Here is a 17,927-nt window from a genome sequence, read left to right as displayed (position 1 = left end):
CCGACGCCGCCGGGGGACCGCATAGGCTGACGAGGTGGCCGAGGACGTGCGGGAAACCAGGGAGCAGCCGGGGCGGGACGGCGGGGAGCAGCCCTCCGGGCGCGAGTACCGGATGGAGGAGCTGGCCGAGGCGGCCGGCATCCCCGTCCGCACCGTGCGCTTCTACCGCGAGCGCAAGCTCATCGCGCCGCCGCGCCGCGAGGGCCGCATCGCCTGGTACGGCGAGGCGCACCTCGCCCGCCTGCACACGATCGCCGCCCTCCTGGAGCGCGGCCACACCCTCGGCGGGATCGCCGAGCTGATCGGCGCCTGGGAGAACGGCCGGACGCTCGACGGCGTGGCCGAACTGCTCGGCCTGGAAGGCGCGTTGATCACGCCGTGGTCCGAGGAGACCCCGGTGCGGCTCACCCCCGAGGAGCTCGCCGACTACTTCGGCGGGGACGTCACCCCGGAGAACCTGACGGCGGCCCTGGACATCGGCTACATCGCCGTCGACGGCGAGGACGTCGTCCACACCAGCCGCCGGCTGCTCGACGCGTCCGCCGCCCTGGTCCGCGAGGGCGTGCCGCTGGCCGCCGTGCTGGAGACCGGCCGGTCCGTACGCGTCCACGTGGACGCGCTCGCCGACCTGTTCACGGTCCTCATCCGCAAGCACGTGGTGGACTCCGCCGCCGAACACCTGCCCCCCGACGAGGTGACCAGGCTCGCCGAGGCCATGGAGCGGCTGCACCCGCTGGCGAAGAACGTGGTCGACGCGGAGCTGGCGCTGGCCATGGACCGGCGGGTGCGGATCGAGCTGGAGAAGTGGCTGCGGGACACCGCGGCACCGGAGGACCCGCCGGGCACCGCGGACACCCCGGACGCTCCGGTGGCGTGAGGACTCACGGCGTCACCGGGACGTACGGCGTCGTGAGCGGGTACGCCGCCGTCAGGACGTACGGCGGCCCCGGCGGGCGTACCAGCGGTGGCGGAACGCCGTACCGCGTCCAATCCTGAGGGGGACCCGCCCCCGGCTCAGGAGGTACCGGCCCGATGACCACGCTCGCCGAGGCCGGCTCCGCGACGGGACCGCCCACGGGCCCGTCCCCGCTCAGCCGCCGCCAGACCAACGTCGTCTTCGTGACGATCGTCCTCGGCATGCTGCTGGCCGCACTCGACCAGACCATCGTCTCCACCGCCCTGCCGACCATCGTCGCGGACCTCGGCGGCGCCGGGCACATGGCCTGGGTGGTGACCGCGTACCTCCTCGCCGAGACCGTCTCCACGGTCCTGGTCGGCAAGTTCGGTGACCTGTTCGGCCGAAAGATCGTCTTCCAGGTCAGCGCGGTGGTCTTCGTCGCCGGATCGGTGGTCGCGGGCCTGGCCAACGGCATGGGGATGCTGATCGTCGCCCGCGCCGTCCAGGGCATCGGCGGCGGTGGGCTGATGGTCACCGCGATGGCCCTGATCGCGGACGTCATCCCGCTGCGCGAGCGCGGCAAGTACCAGGGCGCGCTCGGCGCCGTCTTCGGCGTCACCACCGTCGTCGGCCCGACGCTCGGCGGGCTGTTCACCGACCACGCGTCATGGCGCTGGTGCTTCTACATCAACGTGCCCGTCGCCATCGTCATGGTCGCGATGGCCGCCCGCACGATCCCGTCGATCAGGACCGCCACCCGCCCCACCATCGACTACCTGGGCATCGTCCTGGTGGCGCTCGGCGCCTCGGGGCTCGTGCTCGCCCTGGAGTGGGGCGGCAACGAGTACGCCTGGGGCTCGGCGACGATCATCGGCCTCTTCGTCGGCTCCGTCCTGGCGCTCGTCGCGTTCGTCCTCGTGGAGCTGCGCGCCAAGGAGCCGATGCTCCCCATGCACCTGTTCCGCAGCCCCGTCTTCACGGTCTGCTCGGTGCTCAGCTTCATCGTCGGCTTCGCGATGCTCGGCGCGATGACCTACCTGCCGACGTACCTGCAGTACGTGGACGGGGTGTCCGCGACGGTCTCGGGCGTCCGCACGCTCCCCATGGTCGTCGGGCTGCTCGGCACCTCGATGCTCTCCGGCATCGTCGTCAGCCGCACCGGCCGCTACCGGGTCTTCCCGATCGCCGGCACCGCCGTCATGGCGCTGGGCCTGTACCTGATGTCCACGATGGGCGCGTCGACCGGCGTGTGGCTGGAGTCCCTGTACATGTTCGTGCTCGGCCTCGGCATCGGGCTGGCGATGCAGGTGCTCACCATCGCCGTGCAGAACACCGTGCCCTACCACGAGTTGGGCTCCGCGACCTCGGGCGTCACGTTCTTCCGCACGCTGGGCAGCGCCTTCGGCACCGCGATCTTCGGCACGCTCTACAGCAACCAGCTCGGCCCCAACCTCGAAGCGGCCTTCGCGCAGTCGCCCGGCATCAGCCCCGCCGCCGTGCAGAGCCCGGCCGCCCTGCACGCGCTGCCCGCCGACCGGATCACCCACATCGTCGACGCCTACGCCGACACCGTGAACTACGTCTTCCAGTGGGTCGTACCGGTCGCCCTCGTCGGCTTCGTCGTCGCCTGGTTCCTCAAGGAGGTGCCGCTGCGCGACAGCGCGCGGGCCGGCGCCTCCGACATGGGCGACGCCTTCGCCGCCCCCAACTCCGCGGACGCCGACCGCCAGCTGGAGCGCTCCATCGCCCACGTGATGCGCCGCGCCAAGGCCGAGGAGCCGGTCTCGCTGCGGATCCTCGCCGACTCCGGCAGCCCGCTGACGCCCGGCCAGGCGTGGGCGCTGGGCCAGGTCCACTGGCGCGGCAGGCTCCAGGGCGGAGCCCGGCTCAGCACCGTCGCCCAGGCCCACCGGATGCCGGGCGAGGTCCTCGAACCGGCCTTCACCACGATCGCCCGGGCCGGATACGCCGACTTCGACGGCGAGCGGCTGGCCATGACCGACGCCGGCCGGGCGCAGATCGACCTGCTCGCCGGGGCGTGGCGGCGCTGGCTCGACGAGCGCCTGGACGACTGGGACGTCTCCGATCCGGAGGACCGGGCCCGGCTCGACCGGGCCGTCGAGGGCATCGCCGCCCGCCTGCTGGACGAGGAGGAGGCGCACCGGGAGCGCACCGCCCTGTGAACCGCGGGAGGACGGAGCCATCCTGTGCTGGTGTACGGACTCCGCCCGTGTTCGCTTCGCTCGTGCACGGACTCCGCTCGTGCACGGACCGCATCATCCCCGATATGAGGAGGCACCCCATGGCCCAGCCCGACGACAGCAAGGCGGAGCACGCGATCCTCGCCAGGATCAGGACGATGGTCGCCGACGAGAAGGCCCTGCGCGAGCAGTTGGCGGAGGGCAGCATCGACGTGGCCACCGAGCACACCCGGCTCGCCGCCCTGGAACGCGAACTCGACCAGTGCTGGGACCTGCTGCGGCAGCGCCGGGCCAAGAACGAGGCCGGCGAGGACCCGGGGCGGGCCCGGGTCCGGTCCGAGTCGACCGTCGAGAACTACGACTCCTGACGGCGCCGGACCGCCGGGCCCGCCGGTGGCCGGACCTCAGCGCGTGAACAGCGCCTGGAGGTCGCCGTACCCGAGCCCGTCCACCGCCGGGGTGACCGTGCCGTCGGCCAGGAACTCCCTGGCCTCGTGCCGCACCACCCCGTACGCGGCCTCGGCCATCCGCCCGCCGATGCTGACGCGGGCCGCTCCCGCCTCGGCGAGTTCGGCGACGGAGGGGCCGCCCGGCCCGGTGAGGATGTTCAGCGGGGCGGCGATGTTCTTCGCCAGTTCGGCGACGACCGCGAGGTCGGTCACCCCGGGCACGAAGATCCCGCTGGCACCCGCCGCGATGTAGGCGGCGGCACGCTCCAGCGCCGCACCGAGCCGCTCCCCCGGTTCGCCGACGGCCCGCAGGTAGACGTCGGTGCGCGCGTTGATGAAGAGCGGGACGTCCGCCTCGTCGGCGGCCCGGCGGGCGGCGGCGATCCGCTCCGCCTGCCCGGCGGCGGTGCGCAGCGGCTCGGGTCCGTCCGCGAGCGCGTCCTCGATGTTGACGCCGACGGCCCCGGCCGCGATGACCCCGCGCACGGTCTCCGCGACCCCCTCCGCGTCGTCCCCGAAGCCGCTCTCGATGTCGGCCGAGACCGGCACCCCGACCGCCGACGCGATCCGGCCGATCAGCGCGAGCGCGAGCTCGCGGGGCAGCCGGTCGCCGTCGGCGTAGCCGAGGCTCCAGGCGACACCGCAGCTGGTGGTGGCGACGGCCGCCGCACCCGCCTCCTCGATGATCCGCGCGCTGGCGACGTCCCACCCGTTGGCGAGGGCGAGGGGACGGCCGGGGGTGTGCAGGGAGTGGAGGAGCTGGGCCTTGGCACGGAGGTTCGACGTAGTCATGGGGACAGTCCATCAGCCGGGGCGGGCCTCCGTCCGGCGGTTTCGCGACATGGACGTCGAGGGCCGGGCGGGCGCTCGGGCGGTCGGTTCCCCCGCCCCGACCTACATGTCGGATTCTCGCTAGACCGGTGCCGTGACCCGGAGTGATCCTGGAGTCATGCACACCGACTTCGAGCGATGCGTGCGCGCCGTGCAGTCGAAGGACGCCCGGTTCGACGGCTGGTTCTTCACCGCGGTGCTGACCACCAGGATCTACTGCCGGCCGAGCTGCCCCGTGGTGCCGCCCAAGGTCCGCAACATGAGCTTCTACCCGAGTGCGGCGGCGGCCCAGCAGGCCGGCTTCCGCGCCTGCAAGCGGTGCCGGCCCGACGCGAGCCCGGGTTCCCCGCAGTGGAACGAGCGGGCGGACCTCGTGGCGCGCGCCATGCGGCTGATCGCGGACGGCGTCGTCGACCGGGACGGGGTCCCGGGGCTCGCGGCCCGGCTCGGATACAGCACCCGGCAGGTGGAGCGGCAGCTCCTGGCCGAGCTGGGCGCGGGGCCGCTGGCGCTGGCCAGGGCGCAGCGCGCCCAGACCGCCCGGCTGCTGATCGAGACGACGACGCTGCCGATGGGCGACTCCGCCTTCGCGGCGGGCTTCTCCAGCATCCGCACCTTCAACGACACCGTCCGCGAGGTCTTCGGCCTCTCCCCCACCGAGCTGCGCGCCCGCGTCGCCAAGGGCCGCCCGGCCGCCACCCCCGGCGAGCTGTCGCTGCGGCTCCCCTTCCGGGCCCCGCTCTGCCCGGACAACCTGTTCGGGCACCTGGCGGCCACGGCGGTGCCGGGCGTCGAGGAGTGGCGGGACGGCGCGTACCGCCGCACCCTGCGGCTGCCGCACGGCCCCGGCATCGTCTCCCTGCGCCCGCAGCCCGACCACGTCGCGTGCCGGCTGCGCCTGACCGACCTGCGGGACCTGGCGCACGCGATCAGCCGCTGCCGGTGGCTGCTGGACCTCGACGCGGACCCGGTCGCGGTCGACGCGCAGCTCAGCTCGGACCCGGTGCTGGCGCCGCTGGTCGCCAAGGCCCCCGGCCGCCGCGTGCCGCGGGTCGCGGACGGGCCGGAGTTCGCGGTGCGCGCGGTGCTCGGCCAGCAGATCTCGACGGCCGCCGCCCGGACCCACGCCGGACGGCTGGTGACGGCGCACGGCGAGCGCGTCGAGGACCCGGCGGGCGGGCTGACCCACCTCTTCCCCGAGCCGGAGGCGCTGGCCGCCCTCGACCCGGCGGCGCTCGCGATGCCGCAGACCCGCCGCACCACCCTCACCACGCTGGTCGCCGCCCTGGCCAGGGGCGAGATCGACCTCGACGTCGGCAGCGACTGGCAGCGCGCCCGCGCGCAGCTGTCCGCCTTGCCGGGGTTCGGCCCGTGGACCGTCGAGTCGATCGCGATGCGCGCGCTCGGCGACCCGGACGCGTTCCTGCCGGGCGACCTGGGCATCCGCTGGGCCGCGAAGGAGCTGGGCCTGCCCACCACGCCCGCAGCCCTGACCCGCCACTCCGCCGCGTGGGCGCCCTGGCGCGCCTACGCCGTCCAGTACCTGTGGGCGACCGGCGACCATGCCGTCAACACCCTTCCCACGACCGGAGCCGCGTGATGTCCGTCCGCACTCACACCGTGATCGACTCCCCCTGCGGCCCGCTGACCCTCGTCGCCCTCGACGGGACGCTGTGCGGCCTGTACATGACGCAGCAGCGGCACCTGCCGGCCGAGGAGACGTTCGGCGAGCGCGACCACTCCCCGTTCGGCGCCGTCGAGGAGCAGCTCGCCGCCTACTTCGCCGGGGAGCTCAGCGAGTTCGACCTGCCGATGACGCTGCTGGGCACCCCGTTCCAGCAGCGCGTCTGGTCCGCCCTGTGCGACATCCCCTACGGCGAGACGCGCTCCTACGGGCAGCTGGCCGACCTGCTCGGCAACGCGGGCGCGTCGCGCGCGGTCGGGCTCGCGAACGGCAAGAACCCGATCAGCATCGTCGTGCCGTGCCACCGCGTCGTCGGCTCGGACGGGTCGCTGACCGGCTACGGGGGCGGGCTGGAGCGCAAGCGCTGGCTGCTGGCCTTCGAGAAGGGGACGCACGAGCCTGCGGTGCTGTTCTGAGCCGGGGCGTCCGGGGGTCGGAGTGAACTCGGCGGCGCCCCCGGAGCCCGGCAGACGGCCCGAGGTCCGACAGGCGGCCCTCGGGGTACGACACAGGGCCCGGCGAATCGCCGGGCCCTGTCCTGCGCGCCATCCCCCCGTCCCCACGAGGGCAGGCGCGTCATGGGGCCGCCGTCGAGCTCTCCGCCTACCGGCGGCCCCGGTTCGTGTGCCGCGTCAGATGCGGCTCGGCTCGTGCGCCCGCTCGGACGCGTCCGTCGGGCCGGCCGGCTGCGTGGCCAGGTTCTTCTGGAGCTGCTCACCCTCGACGTCGACGTTGGGCAGGATCCGGTCGAGCCAGCGCGGCAGCCACCAGGCGGCCTTGCCGAGGAGGGCGAGGACAGCCGGGACGATCGCCATGCGCACCACGAACGCGTCGAAGGCGACAGCGATGGCGAGCCCGAAGCCCATCATCTTGATCATCGATTCCGACGAGCCGATGAAGCCCGCGAAGACGCTGATCATGATGACCGCGGCCGCGGCGACGACCCGGGCGCCGTGCGTGAAGCCGGTGACGATCGCCTGGCCGGGCCGTTCGCCGTGCACGTACGCCTCCCGCATGCGGGTGACGAGGAAGACCTCGTAGTCCATCGCGAGACCGAACACCACGCCGATCATGAAGATCGGCATCATGCTCATGATCGGCCCGGTCTGCTCGACGCCGAGCAGGCTCGCGAGCCAGCCCCACTGGAAGACCGCGACGACCGCGCCGAGGGCGGCGACCACCGAGAGCAGGAAGCCCAGGGCCGCCTTCAGCGGCACCAGCACCGAGCGGAAGACCACCATCAGCAGCAGGAACGCCAGGCCGACGACGAGCGCCAGGTACGGCAGCAGCGCGTCGTTGAGCTTCTGCGACACGTCGATGTTCATCGCCGTCGTGCCGGTGACCAGGGTCACGGCGCCGGTCTCGGACTTCAGCCCGGCCGCCTGGCCGCGGATCTGGTGGACCAGGTCCTCGGTCTCCAGGCCGCTGGGCTTGGACTTCGGGACGACCGTCAGCATCGCGGTGTCGCCGGCCTTGTTGAAGGCGGGCTCCGTGACCTTCTTGACGTCGTCCATCGTGGTGATGCGCTGCGAGATCCTGTCGAGCGCGGCCTTGGGGTCGTCGCTGTGCGCGGCGTCCACGGCGATCATCAGCGGGCCGTTGAAGCCGGGGCCGAAGCCGTCCGACAGCAGGTCGTACGCCTTGCGCTGCGTGGTGCTGACGGGCTGCGAGCCGTCGTCGGGCAGGCCGAGCTCCAGGCTGGCCGCCGGGATGGCGATCGCGCCCAGGCCGAGCACACCCACCACCAGCACCCAGATCGGGCGGCGCAGCACGAAGCGCGCCCAGCGGGTGCCCATGTTGGGCTTCTTCTCGGGAGCGGTGGAGCCGGTGGAGGCCGCGGACGCGGCGCTCCCGGCGCCGGCGCCCGTCAGGCCCTTGCGCACCTTGCGGCCGAGCACGCGGTACTTGGCGAAGCCGAGCAGCGCCGGGATCAGGGTGAGCGCGATGAGGACCGCGATGGCGACCGTGCCGGCCGCCGCGAGACCCATCTTGGTGAGCATCGGGATGTTGACGACGGCGAGGCCCGCGAGCGCGATCAGGACCGTCAGGCCCGCGAAGACCACCGCGGACCCGGCGGTGCCGACGGCTCGGCCGGCGGCGTCCTCCGGTTCGCGTCCCTCGGTGAGCTCGTGCCGGAAGCGCGAGACGATGAAGAGCGCGTAGTCGATGCCGACCGCGAGGCCGATCATCATCGCGAGGGTGGACGTGGAGCTGCCCAGGTCCAGCACGTTGGCGAGCGCGGTGATCGACGAGACGCCGATGCCCACGCCGATCAGCGCGGTCAGCAGCGGCAGCCCGGCGGCGACCAGCGACGCGAAGGTGACGAGCAGGACGACGGCGGAGATGCCGATGCCGATGATCTCGGTGGCGCCGGTCTCCGGCATCGCCTGCAGCGCGTCACCGCCGATCTCGACGGTGAGCCCGGCGTCACGGCCGTGCTGCGCCGCGTCCTTGAGCGCGTCGCGGTCCTTGTCGGTCAGCTCCATCGAGGTGACCTTGTACTTCACGGACGCGTAGGCGGTGGTGCCCTTGTCGCTGACGGCCTTCGACTCGAAGGGGTCGGCGACCGAGCTGACCTGCCCGCCGCTCTTCAGCTCCTTGACGACGTCCTCGACGGCGGCCTTCTCCGCGCCGACGTCCACCTTCTTTCCGCCGGCCGTGAAGACCACGCGGGCGGAGGCGCCGTTGGCGCTGGCGTCCGGGAAGCGCTGCTCCATCAGGTCGAAGGCCTTCTGGGCCTCCGTGCCGGGTATCGAGAAGCTGTTGGACGTGGAGGTGGCAGCCGAGCCGGCGCCGACACCGGCGACGACCAGCAGGGCCACCCAGGCGAAGGTGACGTAGAGGCGACGCCTGAAGGCGAGCCTGCCGAGTTTGTAGAGGAAAGTGGCCACGGTTCGCGGCGCTCCCGTCAGGTCGAGGGAAAAAGGGCGTACGGTGCCTGCCCGACGACGAGAGCGGCGTGTCAGGTGGGGCTGTTCCGAGGGTCCGGGCGTATGCGGATGTGGATCAGGCGGAGTCGTCCACCCGGTCGGATCAGGTCAGGCGCAGGGCGGGGAGTACCACCGCGTCGATGTACTGCAGGGCGAAGTCGAGGTCGGTCTCGACCCCTTCGATCAGCGGCCGCCCCATCGCGGCGCCGATCAGCATGTGCGGTACGAATTTCCTGGCCGGCGCGTCGGCCGCCAGTTCGCCACGCTCGACGGCACGTTGCAGCATGCCGTCGAAGGCGGCCATCTCCGGTTCGATGAGCAGTTGCCGCAGTGCCTGGAACAGGTCCGGGTTCTGGTGCGCGGCCTGGCCGAGCGCCCGCATCAGGTCGCGGTCCCGCTCCGTGTCGCCGGTCGCGTCGTGGCACCGCACCAGCTCGCGCAGGTCGCCCCGCACGGATCCGGTGTCGATGTCCTCGATCCGCACCGGCTTGGTGTGCCGCAGCGCGGTCGCCACCAGCTCGGGCTTGCCCTTCCACTGCCGGTAGAGCGTCGCCTTGCTGGAGCGGGTGCGCGAGGCGACGGCGTCCATGGTGAGCGCCTCGTACCCCACCTCCCGCAGCAACTCGACGACCGCGGCGTAGAGCTCCTGCTCGCGTTCGGGGGTGAGCCTGGTGCGGCGTGCCGGGGCGTCCGTCGACATCCTCGGCCTCCCATCCAAACGAAACGGTTTCGTACAGTTGACTCCCCCGAGAATAGAACACCCTCCATCGAAACGACAACGTTTCGATGGGTGGTGTGGGTCACGTTGTCCGTCTTTATGCAGGCCATACGTCCGGCTTTACGCCCTCCCCCGGGCCGGGAGGGCCCGGCGGAGCGTTCAGATCCATCCCTCCAGCGACCGCAGAAACCCGTCGAAGTCGTCGCGGTGGATGGTGTGGCCGGCGCCGACGACCGTGCGGACCCCGAAGCCGCGCTCGCTGAGCAGCCCGGCGTCCTCGGGTCCGACCAGGAAGCTCTTCTCCGCGAGCTGCACGAGCGACGGGACGGCGGGCTTCTCCGGCAGGTAGCCGGTGAGCGGCCGGCCGCCGAGGAACGCGGCGGAGTCGGTGTCCCACAGCGCGAGGGTGGCGAGTTCCACCTCCACGTCCGCCTCCTCCCAGCGCGGGTTGAGGGCCGCGATCTGCGCCCGGGTGGCCTGCGCGAAGTGGACGAAGATCGCCGGGTCGACCTGCTGGGCGGGATCGGCCGAGGACCAGGCCGGGTCGGAGTAGACGGCCCGCTCGGGCGCGAGCCGGTCGACGGCGAGCGACAGCGCCAGCCCGCCCAGCGAGTGCCCGACAGCCAGCTCGGCGCCGGCCGGCAGCGTCTCGACCAGGTCCTCGGCGAACAGCTCGGGGCTGTACGCGCCGCGCGCGCTCGCGCCGTGGCCGCGCAGGTCCACGGCGATGACGCGGTAGCCGCGGTCCGCCAGCGCGGGACCGACCCGGCGCCAGGTGCGGTGGTCGGACATGATGCCGTGGACCAGGAGCGCGACCCGGTCGCCGGTGCCCCACTCGCGGGTGTTGAGCTGCATGGTGACTGCCTTTCCGATGGTCCGACCCGCTGGGGCGAGTGCGTACGGCCACGACACGTCCACCTTGGTTGATGACACGTGTAACTTCCTGTTTAGCATCCACCCCGGACCCTCGGCCAGCCCGGATCTCTGAAAAGATGCCCCTCGGTATGATTCAGCCACCTGAGCCCCCGAATCCCCCGGCCACGCCGACCAGTGCCGACGTCGCGCGACTCGCCGGGGTCTCCCGCGCCACGGTCTCGTACGTCCTGAACGCGCAGGCCTCCGGACGCGTCAGCGTGCGGACCCAGGACCGCGTGCGCGCCGCCGCGGAGGAGCTCGGCTACGTGCCGCACGCCGCCGCCCGCGCCCTGCGGGCCGGGCACTCCGGCCTCGTCCTGCTGACCACCCCGAGCGGCCCGATCCCCAGGATCGGCACGCTCTTCGGCGACTTCCTGATGGAGCTGCAGGGCGCCCTGCACCGGCTCGGCTACACCAGCGTCTGGCACGGCCCCGTCGCGGGCGCCGGCGAGCAGGCGGCGCGCGCCTGGGCGGAACTCCGCCCGGCCGCCGTCCTCGCCCTGCCGGGCACCGGCCTGACCCCGCCCGCCGTCGAGCTGCTCAAGCGCTCGGGCACCCGCGCGGTCCTCACCCTCGGGATGCGGCCGGTGGCGGGCGCGCACGCCCTGCTCCTGGACCAGGAGGCGCTCGGCACCGCCGCCGCCGGCCACCTGCTGGACCGCGGCCGCCGCCGGATCGGCGTCATCATGCCGACCGAGCCGGGCCTCGACCTCTTCAGCACCCCCCGCCTGGCGGGTGTCAGGACGGCAGCGGCGGCCGGCTCCGGCGTCCACGTCGAGCCGCTGCCGCTCGACTGCACGGAGGAGTCGGCGGCCGAACTCGCCGCCCGCTGGCCGGACCTCGGCCTCGACTCCCTCTTCGCCTACAACGACGAGTACGCGATGCTCGTCATGCGCGCCTTCCAGGACGCCGGCCTCACGATCCCCGGCGACGTGGCCGTCGTCGGCGCAGACGACCTCCTGCTGGCCCGCCTGGTCCGCCCCCGCCTCACCAGCGTCACCTTCGACACGATCCCCACGGCCCGCCTCGTCACCCTGGTCGACCGCGCCATCCGCTCCCCGGAAACCCCGCCGGAGACCCACCAGTTGACCCGAGTCGTCGTCACCCCCCGCGACTCCACCTGACCGCCGCCGCGCGGCCCCTCCGGGAACCGCGGCCCCGCCCCTCGTCGTCCTGAACAAGGATCAAGGGGGGTGCGCATGGAGGAAGACCCGCCGTGGTGGTCGGTCGTCCTGATCTTTCTGATCGTGGGCGGGACGGTGACGGTGATCTGGGGCGCCATCGTCCTCCTCGTCATCGCCGTCGTGGCCCTGACCACAGGCTGGCTCCGCCGCAGGTGGCACCGACGCGACCCCTGAACGCGCCCCGGCGGCCGCCCTCGCGCCGGGCACACCAAAAAGCCCCTGGCGGGTTTCCCCGCCAGGGGCTTTGAGCTGCGGTGGACCTGTGGGGATTTGAACCCCAGACCCCCTCGATGCGAACGAGGTGCGCTACCAGACTGCGCCACAGGCCCTTGCAACGAGGAAAACGATAGCACCCTCTCGGGGGTGGTTGTTAACGAGATCCTCGCTGGTCACCGATCGGCTACTCGTTGGCGGCGCGTGGCCGGTCCGGGTCGGCGTACTGATCGAACAGCGGGGTGCGCGAGCGGTCGCGGGAGCGGCGGCCCGTGGCGGGGCGCGGGAGCTCGCGTTCGGGCTCCGGCTCGGGCGTCGCGGGCTGCGTGCCCGGCGTGGTGCCGGAGCGGGCCGAGCTCCAGTTGCCGGGGGCGGTGAAGTCGATGCCGCCCGGCGTGCGGGGCGCGACCGGGGCGGTGACGTACGTGGGCAGCGGCACCGGTACGGGGTCCCAGCTGTCGTCGGGGACCGCGTGCTGCTCGCGCTGCTGCTGGTCCACCCACTCCGCGTGGTCGGTCTGCTCGACGAGGGCCCGCCGGTCCGCGGTGCGCGGCGAGGTGGCGGGCTCGGGCTCGTCCAGGACGTCCGGCTCGTCGGCGGGCTGCGGGCGCGAGCGGTCGCGCAGCCGCACCGCGGCGTCGGCCGCCCGGCGCTGGTCGATCTTGACCTCGTAGCGGCGGCGCTCCTGGCGGCGCAGGTGGCCGATGTAGACCGTCAGCAGCGCCGCGGGCGCCGCGGGCGCCCAGAGGAACGCGAGGCCGCCCACGGCGGCGACGATCGCGCCGACGGTGAAGGCCAGGAAGAGCAGGGTGGTGGTGCGGCGGCGGCGCGCGAGGACCTTGGCCCGGGGGTTGTACGCCGGGCCGGGCCGCTGTGCCTTCTGGTGCGCCGGGGCGGGGTGGTGCCCCGCGGCGGCGTGCTGCGCCGGGAGGGCCGCCGGGACGGGTTTGATCTCGGTCGCGGGCACGGCGAGGCCCCGGACGTCCACCACGTCGAGGGCGGACACCGGTGCATCATCGGGCTGATCGCTCTCCTCGCGCGCTTTCGCGACGCGACGCTCCATCCCCGCCCGGCCGGACAGCAGCCGGATGGCGGTGCTGAAGCGTTCCGTCGGACGCGCTTCGTTGAGCTCATCCTGCCTACGGAGCCACATCGGCACCAAGTAGGCAGCCCAGGCCCCGACGATGACTGCGTAGATGAGGCCACTACTGCTCACGGATTACACGGTAGGGGCCGCAGAGACACGCCATACGCAATTCCGCACGGTGTGTCGCACGATCTGGCTGATATGCCGAGATTTTTTTGTGATTGGGTTCATTTTCGAACGTTTATTTTATTTTTGAGGCGTCCCCGGCCTGGTCCGACGCCATCGGTTGAGCAGTCCCTCCGGAACTTCCTCGGTCGTCAGCGCGAACACCAGGTGGTCCCGCCACGCACCGTCGATGTGGAGATAGCGCGGCCGCGTGCCCTCTTCGCGAAATCCGAGTTTCTCCACCACCCGCCGGCTCGGGATGTTCTCCGGGCGGATGCACACCTCGACCCGGTGCAGGCCGACATGGTGGAAGCAGTGGTCGACGGCGAGCGCGACGGAGGTCGGCATGACACCGCGTCCGGCCACCGCCTGGTCGACCCAGTAGCCGACGTGCGCGGAGCACATCGAGCCCCACGTGATGCCCGCGACGGTCAACTGGCCGACCAGCCGCCCCTGGTACTCGATGACGAAGGGCAGCATGCGGCCCGCCGTCGCCTCCGAGCGCAGGTGGCGCACCATCTGACGGTACGTGGGGCGCTGGGCGATGTGGCCGGGCGGCGCGGGCGGCACGGTGGCCTCCCACGGCCGCAGCCATTCGCGGTTGCGGCGGTTGACCTCGCGCCAGGACCGCTGGTCGCGCATCCTGATCGGGCGGAGGGTGATGTCACCGTCCACCAGCTCGGCCGGCCAGGACGCGTTCAGCTCGCTCTCCCTGACTGGGGGTGGTCGCCGCCGCGGATCTGGTCGACGGCGTGGACGAGGAGCGGGGCGAGAACGCCCAGGCCGTCCTTGACGCCACCGGTCGAGCCCGGCAGGTTCACCACCAGGGTGCGGCCCGCGACGCCCGCGACGCCGCGGGAGAGCACCGCGGTGGGCACCTTCTCGCGCCCGGCGGCCCGGATCGCCTCGGCGATGCCGGGGATCTCGTACTCCAGCACCTCGCGGGTGGCCTCGGGCGTGCGGTCGGTGGGCGAGATGCCGGTGCCGCCGGTGGTCACGACGACGTCGTAGGAGGCCGCCACGGCGTCCCGCAGGGCCTGCTGGACGGGCTCGCCGTCCGGGACCACCCGGGGCCCGTCGGTCTCGAAGCCCAGCTCCCGCAGCGCCGCGACGATCAGCGGTCCGCCGCGGTCCTCGTAGACGCCCGCGGCGGCGCGGTTCGAGGCGGTGACCGCCAGCGCCCTCAGCGCCGGGCTCATGACCGCCGCCAGTCGCCGGACTTGCCGCCGGTCTTCGTCTCGACGCGGATGTCGGTGATGACGGCGGCCTTGTCCACGGCCTTGACCATGTCCACGACGGTCAGGGCCGCGACGCTGACCGCGGTCAGTGCCTCCATCTCGACGCCGGTGCGGTCGGTGGTCCGCACGGTCGCGGTGATCTCCACGGCCTCGTCGGTGACGGCGAGGTCGAGCGTCACCCCGGACAGGGCCAGCGGGTGGCAGAGCGGGATCAGGTCCGGCGTCCGCTTGGCGCCCATGATGCCCGCGATGCGCGCGGTGGCGAGGGCGTCGCCCTTGGGGACGCCCTCACCGCGCAGCAGCTCGATCACGCGCGGGGCGACGAGCACCCGCCCGGTGGCACGGGCCGTGCGGGCGGTCACGTCCTTGCCGGAGACGTCCACCATCCGGGCCGCACCGGCCTCGTCGATGTGGGTGAGGTGCTCTTGCGCGCTGCTCATCGTTCTCCCGGTCCGGTCCTGTGGGCAGCCACCGTACCGGGAGGGCGGGCCGAAAGGGCCGCAGGGCCTTCGACGGGAGAGCGCGCGGCCACCGCACGGGCCTAATCCAGCCGGATCACGTCGACCTCCGCGCCCTTGTCCACGGACGTGGTGTCCTCCGGGACGACGATCAGCGCGTTGGCGTGTGCGAGCGCCTTGACCAGGTGCGACCCGGAGCCGCCGACGGGGGTCACCGTGCCGTTCTCGTAGGTGCCGCGCAGGAACTGCCGCTTGCCCTCGGGCGAGGAGTCGATCGCGGTGTCGCAGACCGCGCGCACCACCTCGCGGTGCACGGCCCCCGCGCCCATCAGGGTGCGGATCGCCGGGCGCACGAAGAGCTCGAACGAGACGTACGCGCTGACCGGGTTGCCGGGCAGGGCGAGCAGCGGGGTGCGGTCGGGGCCGATGCGGCCGAAGCCCTGCGGCTTGCCGGGCTGCATGGCCAGCCTCCGGAAGTCGACGCGGCTCTCGTCGTCCTCGATCGAGGCGAGCGCCTCCTTGACGACGTCGTACGCGCCGACGCTCACGCCGCCGCTGGTGACGATGATGTCGGCCCGGATGAGCTGGTCCTCGATCGTGGCCCGCAGCGTCTCGACGTCGTCGGCGACGGCGCCGACCCGGTACGCGATGGCGCCCGCGTCCCGCGCGGCGGCGACCAGGGCGAAGCTGTTGGAGTCGTGGATCCGGCCGGGGCTCAGCTCCTCGCCGGGCTGGACGAGCTCGCTGCCGGTCGACATCACCACGACGCGGGGGCGCGGGCGCACCCGGACGCTGCCGCGCCCGATGGCGGCCAGCAGGCCGATCTGCGGCGGCCCGAGGATCGTGCCGGCGGCCAGCGCCAGGTCCCCGGCGGCGACGTCGCTGCCGCGGGCCCGGACGTACTGGCGCGCCTCGACGGGCCGGTGCACCCGGACCTCGCCGCTCGCGCCCGACGGGTCCGAGCTGTGCGAGCGCATGGTGGTGGCCGGTCCCCCGCCGGTGCCCGCGTCCGTCCACTCCACGGGGACGACGGCCTCCGCGCCGGGCGGCAGCGGGGCGCCGGTCATGATGCGGGCGGCCTGGCCGGGGCCGACGGTGGGCAGGTGGTCGCTGCCCGCCGCGACGTCCCCGATGACGGTCAGGACGGCGGGGTGCTCCTCAGTGGCCCCGTCCGTGTCCGCGGTGCGGACCGCGTAGCCGTCCATCGAGCTGTTGTCGAAGGGCGGCAGCGCCACGGGGACGGTGACGTCCTCGACGAGGACGCAGCCCTGCGCGTCCAGGAGTTGCAGCTCGATCGACTCCAGCGGGGAGAGCTGCCCGAGGATGTTCTCGAGGTGCTCGGAGACAGACCAGATCCGGTCGGTCGCGGTGCTCAATCTTGCATCTCCTCGGTCACGTACGAGCGCAGCCAGGTCCGGAAGTCCGGGCCCAGGTCTTCACGTTCGCACGCGAGTCTGACAATCGCCCGCAGGTAGTCGGCGCGGTCGCCGGTGTCGTAGCGGCGGCCGGTGAAGACCACGCCGTGCACCGGGCCGCCGTCGTCGTCGCGGTGCGACATCTCGCGCAGCGCGTCGGTGAGCTGGATCTCGCCGCCGCGGCCGGGCGGCGTCTTCTTGATCGCGTCGAACACCGCCGGGTCCAGCACGTACCGGCCGATGATCGCGTAGGAGGACGGCGCCTCGCCCGGGGCCGGCTTCTCGACCAGGTCCGTCACCCGCACCACGTCGTCCTCGCCGGTGGCCTCGATCGCCGCGCAGCCGTAGAGGTGGATCTGCTCGGGGTCGACCTCCATCAGCGCGATGACGCTGCCGCCGAACCGCTCCTGGACGTCGATCATGCGCGACAGCAGCGGGTCGCGCGGGTCGATCAGGTCGTCGCCCAGCAGCACCGCGAAGGGCTGGTCGCCCACGTGCGGCTCCGCGCACAGCACCGCGTGCCCCAGACCCTTCGGGTCGCCCTGCCGCACGTAGTGCATCGTGGCCAGGTCGCTGGACTCGCGCACCCGCGCCAGCCGCGACTCGTCGCCCTTGCGGGTCAGCGCCTCTTCGAGCTCGTAGTTGCGGTCGAAGTGGTCCTCCAGGGCGCGCTTGTTCCGCCCTGTGATCATCAACACATCGCTGAGGTCGGCCGCCCTGGCCTCCTCCACCACGTACTGGATCGCCGGCTTGTCGACGACCGGCAGCATCTCCTTCGGCGTGGCCTTGGTAGCCGGCAGGAACCGGGTACCGAGCCCCGCCGCCGGGATGACGGCTTTGGTGATCCGAGTACGTGCTTGAGTCATGCCGTGCACCATAACCGCTGGGCGTGAGATGAAGATGAAGTTCCGGTTGATAACGGCTGATAGGCGGCGGTAGTGCGGGGTATGAGCGACGACCACGGTACCAAGGCGGTGCTCCGCGCCGACCTGCTGCGCCTGCGGCGCGGACTGACCCCGCGGGAGCTCGACGCGGCGGCGCGCGCCCTGGCGGACCGGGTGGCTGACCTGCCGGAAATCCGCGCCGCCGAGACCGTCGCGGCCTACGTCTCGATGGGCACAGAACCCGGCACCCGCGAGCTGATCGACGCGCTGCGCGCCGCCGGCACCCGCGTCCTGCTGCCCGTACTGATGGCCGATAACGACCTGGACTGGGCGGCGTACGAGGGCCCCGGGGCCCTGGAGCGCACGGACCGGGGGCTGTTCGAGCCGACCGGCCCGCGCCTGGGGCCCGAGGCGGTGACCCGTGCCGGGGTGGTGCTGCTGCCGGGCCTCGCGGTGGACGGCGCCGGGCTGCGGCTGGGACGCGGCGGAGGCTCGTACGACCGCGTGCTGGCGCGGCTGGAGCGGGATGGCGGCCGTCCGGCCCTCATGGTGCTGCTCTACGCGAACGAGGTGGTCGACCGGGTCCCGAGGGAACCGCACGACCACCCCGTGCACCTCGCGGTGACCCCCGGGGGGATCCACCGCTTCACCCCCTGA

Annotated in this window: 18 protein-coding genes and 1 tRNA gene; 8 read left to right on the top strand and 11 right to left on the bottom strand. The window is 72.9% G+C overall.

Going from position 1 to position 17,927, the window contains the following annotated elements; genetic code table 11:
• Positions 1–112 precede the first annotated feature (112 nt).
• The 3 genes from ABZ721_RS01535 to ABZ721_RS01525 all read left to right on the top strand — a co-directional run bounded on the left by ABZ721_RS01535 (position 113) and on the right by ABZ721_RS01525 (position 3,467).
• Positions 113–877 (top strand): MerR family transcriptional regulator, encoded by a 765-nt coding sequence (locus ABZ721_RS01535; RefSeq protein ID WP_358786640.1) that lies wholly within the window; start codon positions 113–115, stop codon positions 875–877.
• Positions 878–1,032: 155 nt separating this feature from the next.
• Positions 1,033–3,081: an MDR family MFS transporter gene (locus ABZ721_RS01530; RefSeq protein WP_358786494.1), complete on the top strand. Its 2,049-nt coding sequence runs from the start codon at positions 1,033–1,035 to the stop codon at positions 3,079–3,081.
• Between the two features lie 119 nt (positions 3,082–3,200).
• A complete protein-coding gene (locus ABZ721_RS01525) occupies positions 3,201–3,467 on the top strand; it encodes a DUF2630 family protein (protein ID WP_358786493.1) in 267 nt (88 codons plus the stop codon).
• A gap of 36 nt (positions 3,468–3,503) precedes the next feature.
• On the opposite strand, the gene ABZ721_RS01520 is transcribed toward ABZ721_RS01525, so the two are convergent.
• Positions 3,504–4,340 carry an isocitrate lyase/phosphoenolpyruvate mutase family protein gene (locus ABZ721_RS01520; RefSeq protein WP_358786492.1) on the bottom strand — a complete coding sequence of 279 codons (837 nt, stop codon included), beginning with the start codon at positions 4,338–4,340 and terminating at the stop codon, positions 3,504–3,506.
• A gap of 157 nt (positions 4,341–4,497) precedes the next feature.
• Here ABZ721_RS01520 and ABZ721_RS01515 point away from each other — a divergent pair, with 157 nt between their 5' ends.
• A complete protein-coding gene (locus tag ABZ721_RS01515; RefSeq protein ID WP_358786491.1) occupies positions 4,498–5,979 on the top strand; it encodes an AlkA N-terminal domain-containing protein in 1,482 nt (493 codons plus the stop codon).
• Complete coding sequence (locus ABZ721_RS01510) at positions 5,979–6,479, top strand: methylated-DNA--[protein]-cysteine S-methyltransferase (protein WP_358786490.1); 501 nt, start codon at positions 5,979–5,981, stop codon at positions 6,477–6,479. The genes ABZ721_RS01515 and ABZ721_RS01510 overlap by 1 nt, the downstream gene beginning before the upstream one ends.
• 216 nt (positions 6,480–6,695) lie before the next feature.
• On the opposite strand, the gene ABZ721_RS01505 is transcribed toward ABZ721_RS01510, so the two are convergent.
• The 3 genes from ABZ721_RS01505 to ABZ721_RS01495 form a co-directional block, all read right to left on the bottom strand.
• Positions 6,696–8,954, bottom strand: coding sequence for an MMPL family transporter (locus tag ABZ721_RS01505; RefSeq protein ID WP_358786489.1), 2,259 nt, complete (start codon positions 8,952–8,954; stop codon positions 6,696–6,698).
• A 142-nt stretch (positions 8,955–9,096) separates the two neighbouring features.
• The gene (locus tag ABZ721_RS01500) at positions 9,097–9,693 is read right to left on the bottom strand and encodes a TetR/AcrR family transcriptional regulator (RefSeq protein ID WP_358786488.1); all 597 of its coding nucleotides are present in this window, start codon (positions 9,691–9,693) and stop codon (positions 9,097–9,099) included.
• Between the two features lie 177 nt (positions 9,694–9,870).
• Positions 9,871–10,566 (bottom strand): alpha/beta hydrolase, encoded by a 696-nt coding sequence (locus ABZ721_RS01495; RefSeq protein ID WP_358786487.1) that lies wholly within the window; start codon positions 10,564–10,566, stop codon positions 9,871–9,873.
• Between the two features lie 149 nt (positions 10,567–10,715).
• On the opposite strand from ABZ721_RS01495, the gene ABZ721_RS01490 reads away from it, so the two are divergent.
• Together ABZ721_RS01490 and ABZ721_RS01485 are read left to right on the top strand one after the other, a co-directional pair.
• Entirely contained in the window at positions 10,716–11,750 is a 1,035-nt protein-coding gene (locus tag ABZ721_RS01490) for a LacI family DNA-binding transcriptional regulator (protein ID WP_358786486.1), read from the top strand.
• Positions 11,751–11,825: 75 nt separating this feature from the next.
• A complete protein-coding gene (locus tag ABZ721_RS01485; RefSeq protein WP_358786485.1) occupies positions 11,826–11,984 on the top strand; it encodes a hypothetical protein in 159 nt (52 codons plus the stop codon).
• Between the two features lie 81 nt (positions 11,985–12,065).
• On the opposite strand, the gene ABZ721_RS01480 is transcribed toward ABZ721_RS01485, so the two are convergent.
• The 7 genes from ABZ721_RS01480 to galU all read right to left on the bottom strand — a co-directional run bounded on the left by ABZ721_RS01480 (position 12,066) and on the right by galU (position 17,252).
• Positions 12,066–12,139: transfer RNA gene (locus ABZ721_RS01480), tRNA-Ala, on the bottom strand.
• 71 nt (positions 12,140–12,210) lie between these two features.
• Positions 12,211–13,239, bottom strand: coding sequence for a hypothetical protein (locus ABZ721_RS01475; protein ID WP_358786484.1), 1,029 nt, complete (start codon positions 13,237–13,239; stop codon positions 12,211–12,213).
• A gap of 117 nt (positions 13,240–13,356) precedes the next feature.
• Positions 13,357–13,977, bottom strand: a complete 621-nt coding sequence (locus ABZ721_RS01470; RefSeq protein WP_358786639.1) for a GNAT family protein — start codon at positions 13,975–13,977, stop codon at positions 13,357–13,359.
• Complete coding sequence (locus tag ABZ721_RS01465) at positions 13,974–14,474, bottom strand: MogA/MoaB family molybdenum cofactor biosynthesis protein (protein WP_358786483.1); 501 nt, start codon at positions 14,472–14,474, stop codon at positions 13,974–13,976. Before ABZ721_RS01465 ends, ABZ721_RS01470 begins: the two co-directional genes overlap by 4 nt.
• Positions 14,471–14,953: a cyclic pyranopterin monophosphate synthase MoaC gene (gene moaC, locus ABZ721_RS01460; RefSeq protein WP_358786482.1), complete on the bottom strand. Its 483-nt coding sequence runs from the start codon at positions 14,951–14,953 to the stop codon at positions 14,471–14,473. The genes ABZ721_RS01465 and moaC overlap by 4 nt, the downstream gene beginning before the upstream one ends.
• Before the next feature lie 101 nt (positions 14,954–15,054).
• Positions 15,055–16,347: a gephyrin-like molybdotransferase Glp gene (glp, locus tag ABZ721_RS01455; protein WP_358786481.1), complete on the bottom strand. Its 1,293-nt coding sequence runs from the start codon at positions 16,345–16,347 to the stop codon at positions 15,055–15,057.
• The gene (gene galU / locus ABZ721_RS01450; RefSeq protein WP_358786480.1) at positions 16,344–17,252 is read right to left on the bottom strand and encodes a UTP--glucose-1-phosphate uridylyltransferase GalU; all 909 of its coding nucleotides are present in this window, start codon (positions 17,250–17,252) and stop codon (positions 16,344–16,346) included. Before galU ends, glp begins: the two co-directional genes overlap by 4 nt.
• An 81-nt stretch (positions 17,253–17,333) precedes the next feature.
• Here galU and ABZ721_RS01445 point away from each other — a divergent pair, with 81 nt between their 5' ends.
• A complete protein-coding gene (locus ABZ721_RS01445; protein ID WP_358786479.1) occupies positions 17,334–17,927 on the top strand; it encodes a 5-formyltetrahydrofolate cyclo-ligase in 594 nt (197 codons plus the stop codon).

It is taken from the genome of Streptomyces sp. NPDC006733, assembly GCF_040636125.1.
GTDB lineage: Bacteria > Actinomycetota > Actinomycetes > Streptomycetales > Streptomycetaceae > Actinacidiphila.
This window is presented reverse-complemented; position numbering and strand designations above follow the sequence as displayed.

What these genes read in the sequence shown, in the direction of transcription:
- ABZ721_RS01535 (WP_358786640.1), top strand. Translation starts at nt 113, where the DNA reads ATGGAGGAGCTGGCCGAGGCGGCCGGCATCCCCGTCCGCACCGTGCGC.
- ABZ721_RS01530 (WP_358786494.1), top strand. Translation starts at nt 1,033, where the DNA reads ATGACCACGCTCGCCGAGGCCGGCTCCGCGACGGGACCGCCCACGGGC.
- ABZ721_RS01525 (WP_358786493.1), top strand. Translation starts at nt 3,201, where the DNA reads ATGGCCCAGCCCGACGACAGCAAGGCGGAGCACGCGATCCTCGCCAGG.
- ABZ721_RS01520 (WP_358786492.1), bottom strand. Translation starts at nt 4,340, where the DNA reads ATGACTACGTCGAACCTCCGTGCCAAGGCCCAGCTCCTCCACTCCCTG.
- ABZ721_RS01515 (WP_358786491.1), top strand. Translation starts at nt 4,498, where the DNA reads ATGCACACCGACTTCGAGCGATGCGTGCGCGCCGTGCAGTCGAAGGAC.
- ABZ721_RS01510 (WP_358786490.1), top strand. Translation starts at nt 5,979, where the DNA reads ATGTCCGTCCGCACTCACACCGTGATCGACTCCCCCTGCGGCCCGCTG.
- ABZ721_RS01500 (WP_358786488.1), bottom strand. Translation starts at nt 9,693, where the DNA reads ATGTCGACGGACGCCCCGGCACGCCGCACCAGGCTCACCCCCGAACGC.
- ABZ721_RS01495 (WP_358786487.1), bottom strand. Translation starts at nt 10,566, where the DNA reads ATGCAGCTCAACACCCGCGAGTGGGGCACCGGCGACCGGGTCGCGCTC.
- ABZ721_RS01490 (WP_358786486.1), top strand. Translation starts at nt 10,716, where the DNA reads ATGATTCAGCCACCTGAGCCCCCGAATCCCCCGGCCACGCCGACCAGT.
- ABZ721_RS01485 (WP_358786485.1), top strand. Translation starts at nt 11,826, where the DNA reads ATGGAGGAAGACCCGCCGTGGTGGTCGGTCGTCCTGATCTTTCTGATC.
- ABZ721_RS01465 (WP_358786483.1), bottom strand. Translation starts at nt 14,474, where the DNA reads ATGAGCCCGGCGCTGAGGGCGCTGGCGGTCACCGCCTCGAACCGCGCC.
- moaC (WP_358786482.1), bottom strand. Translation starts at nt 14,953, where the DNA reads ATGAGCAGCGCGCAAGAGCACCTCACCCACATCGACGAGGCCGGTGCG.
- galU (WP_358786480.1), bottom strand. Translation starts at nt 17,252, where the DNA reads ATGACTCAAGCACGTACTCGGATCACCAAAGCCGTCATCCCGGCGGCG.
- ABZ721_RS01445 (WP_358786479.1), top strand. Translation starts at nt 17,334, where the DNA reads ATGAGCGACGACCACGGTACCAAGGCGGTGCTCCGCGCCGACCTGCTG.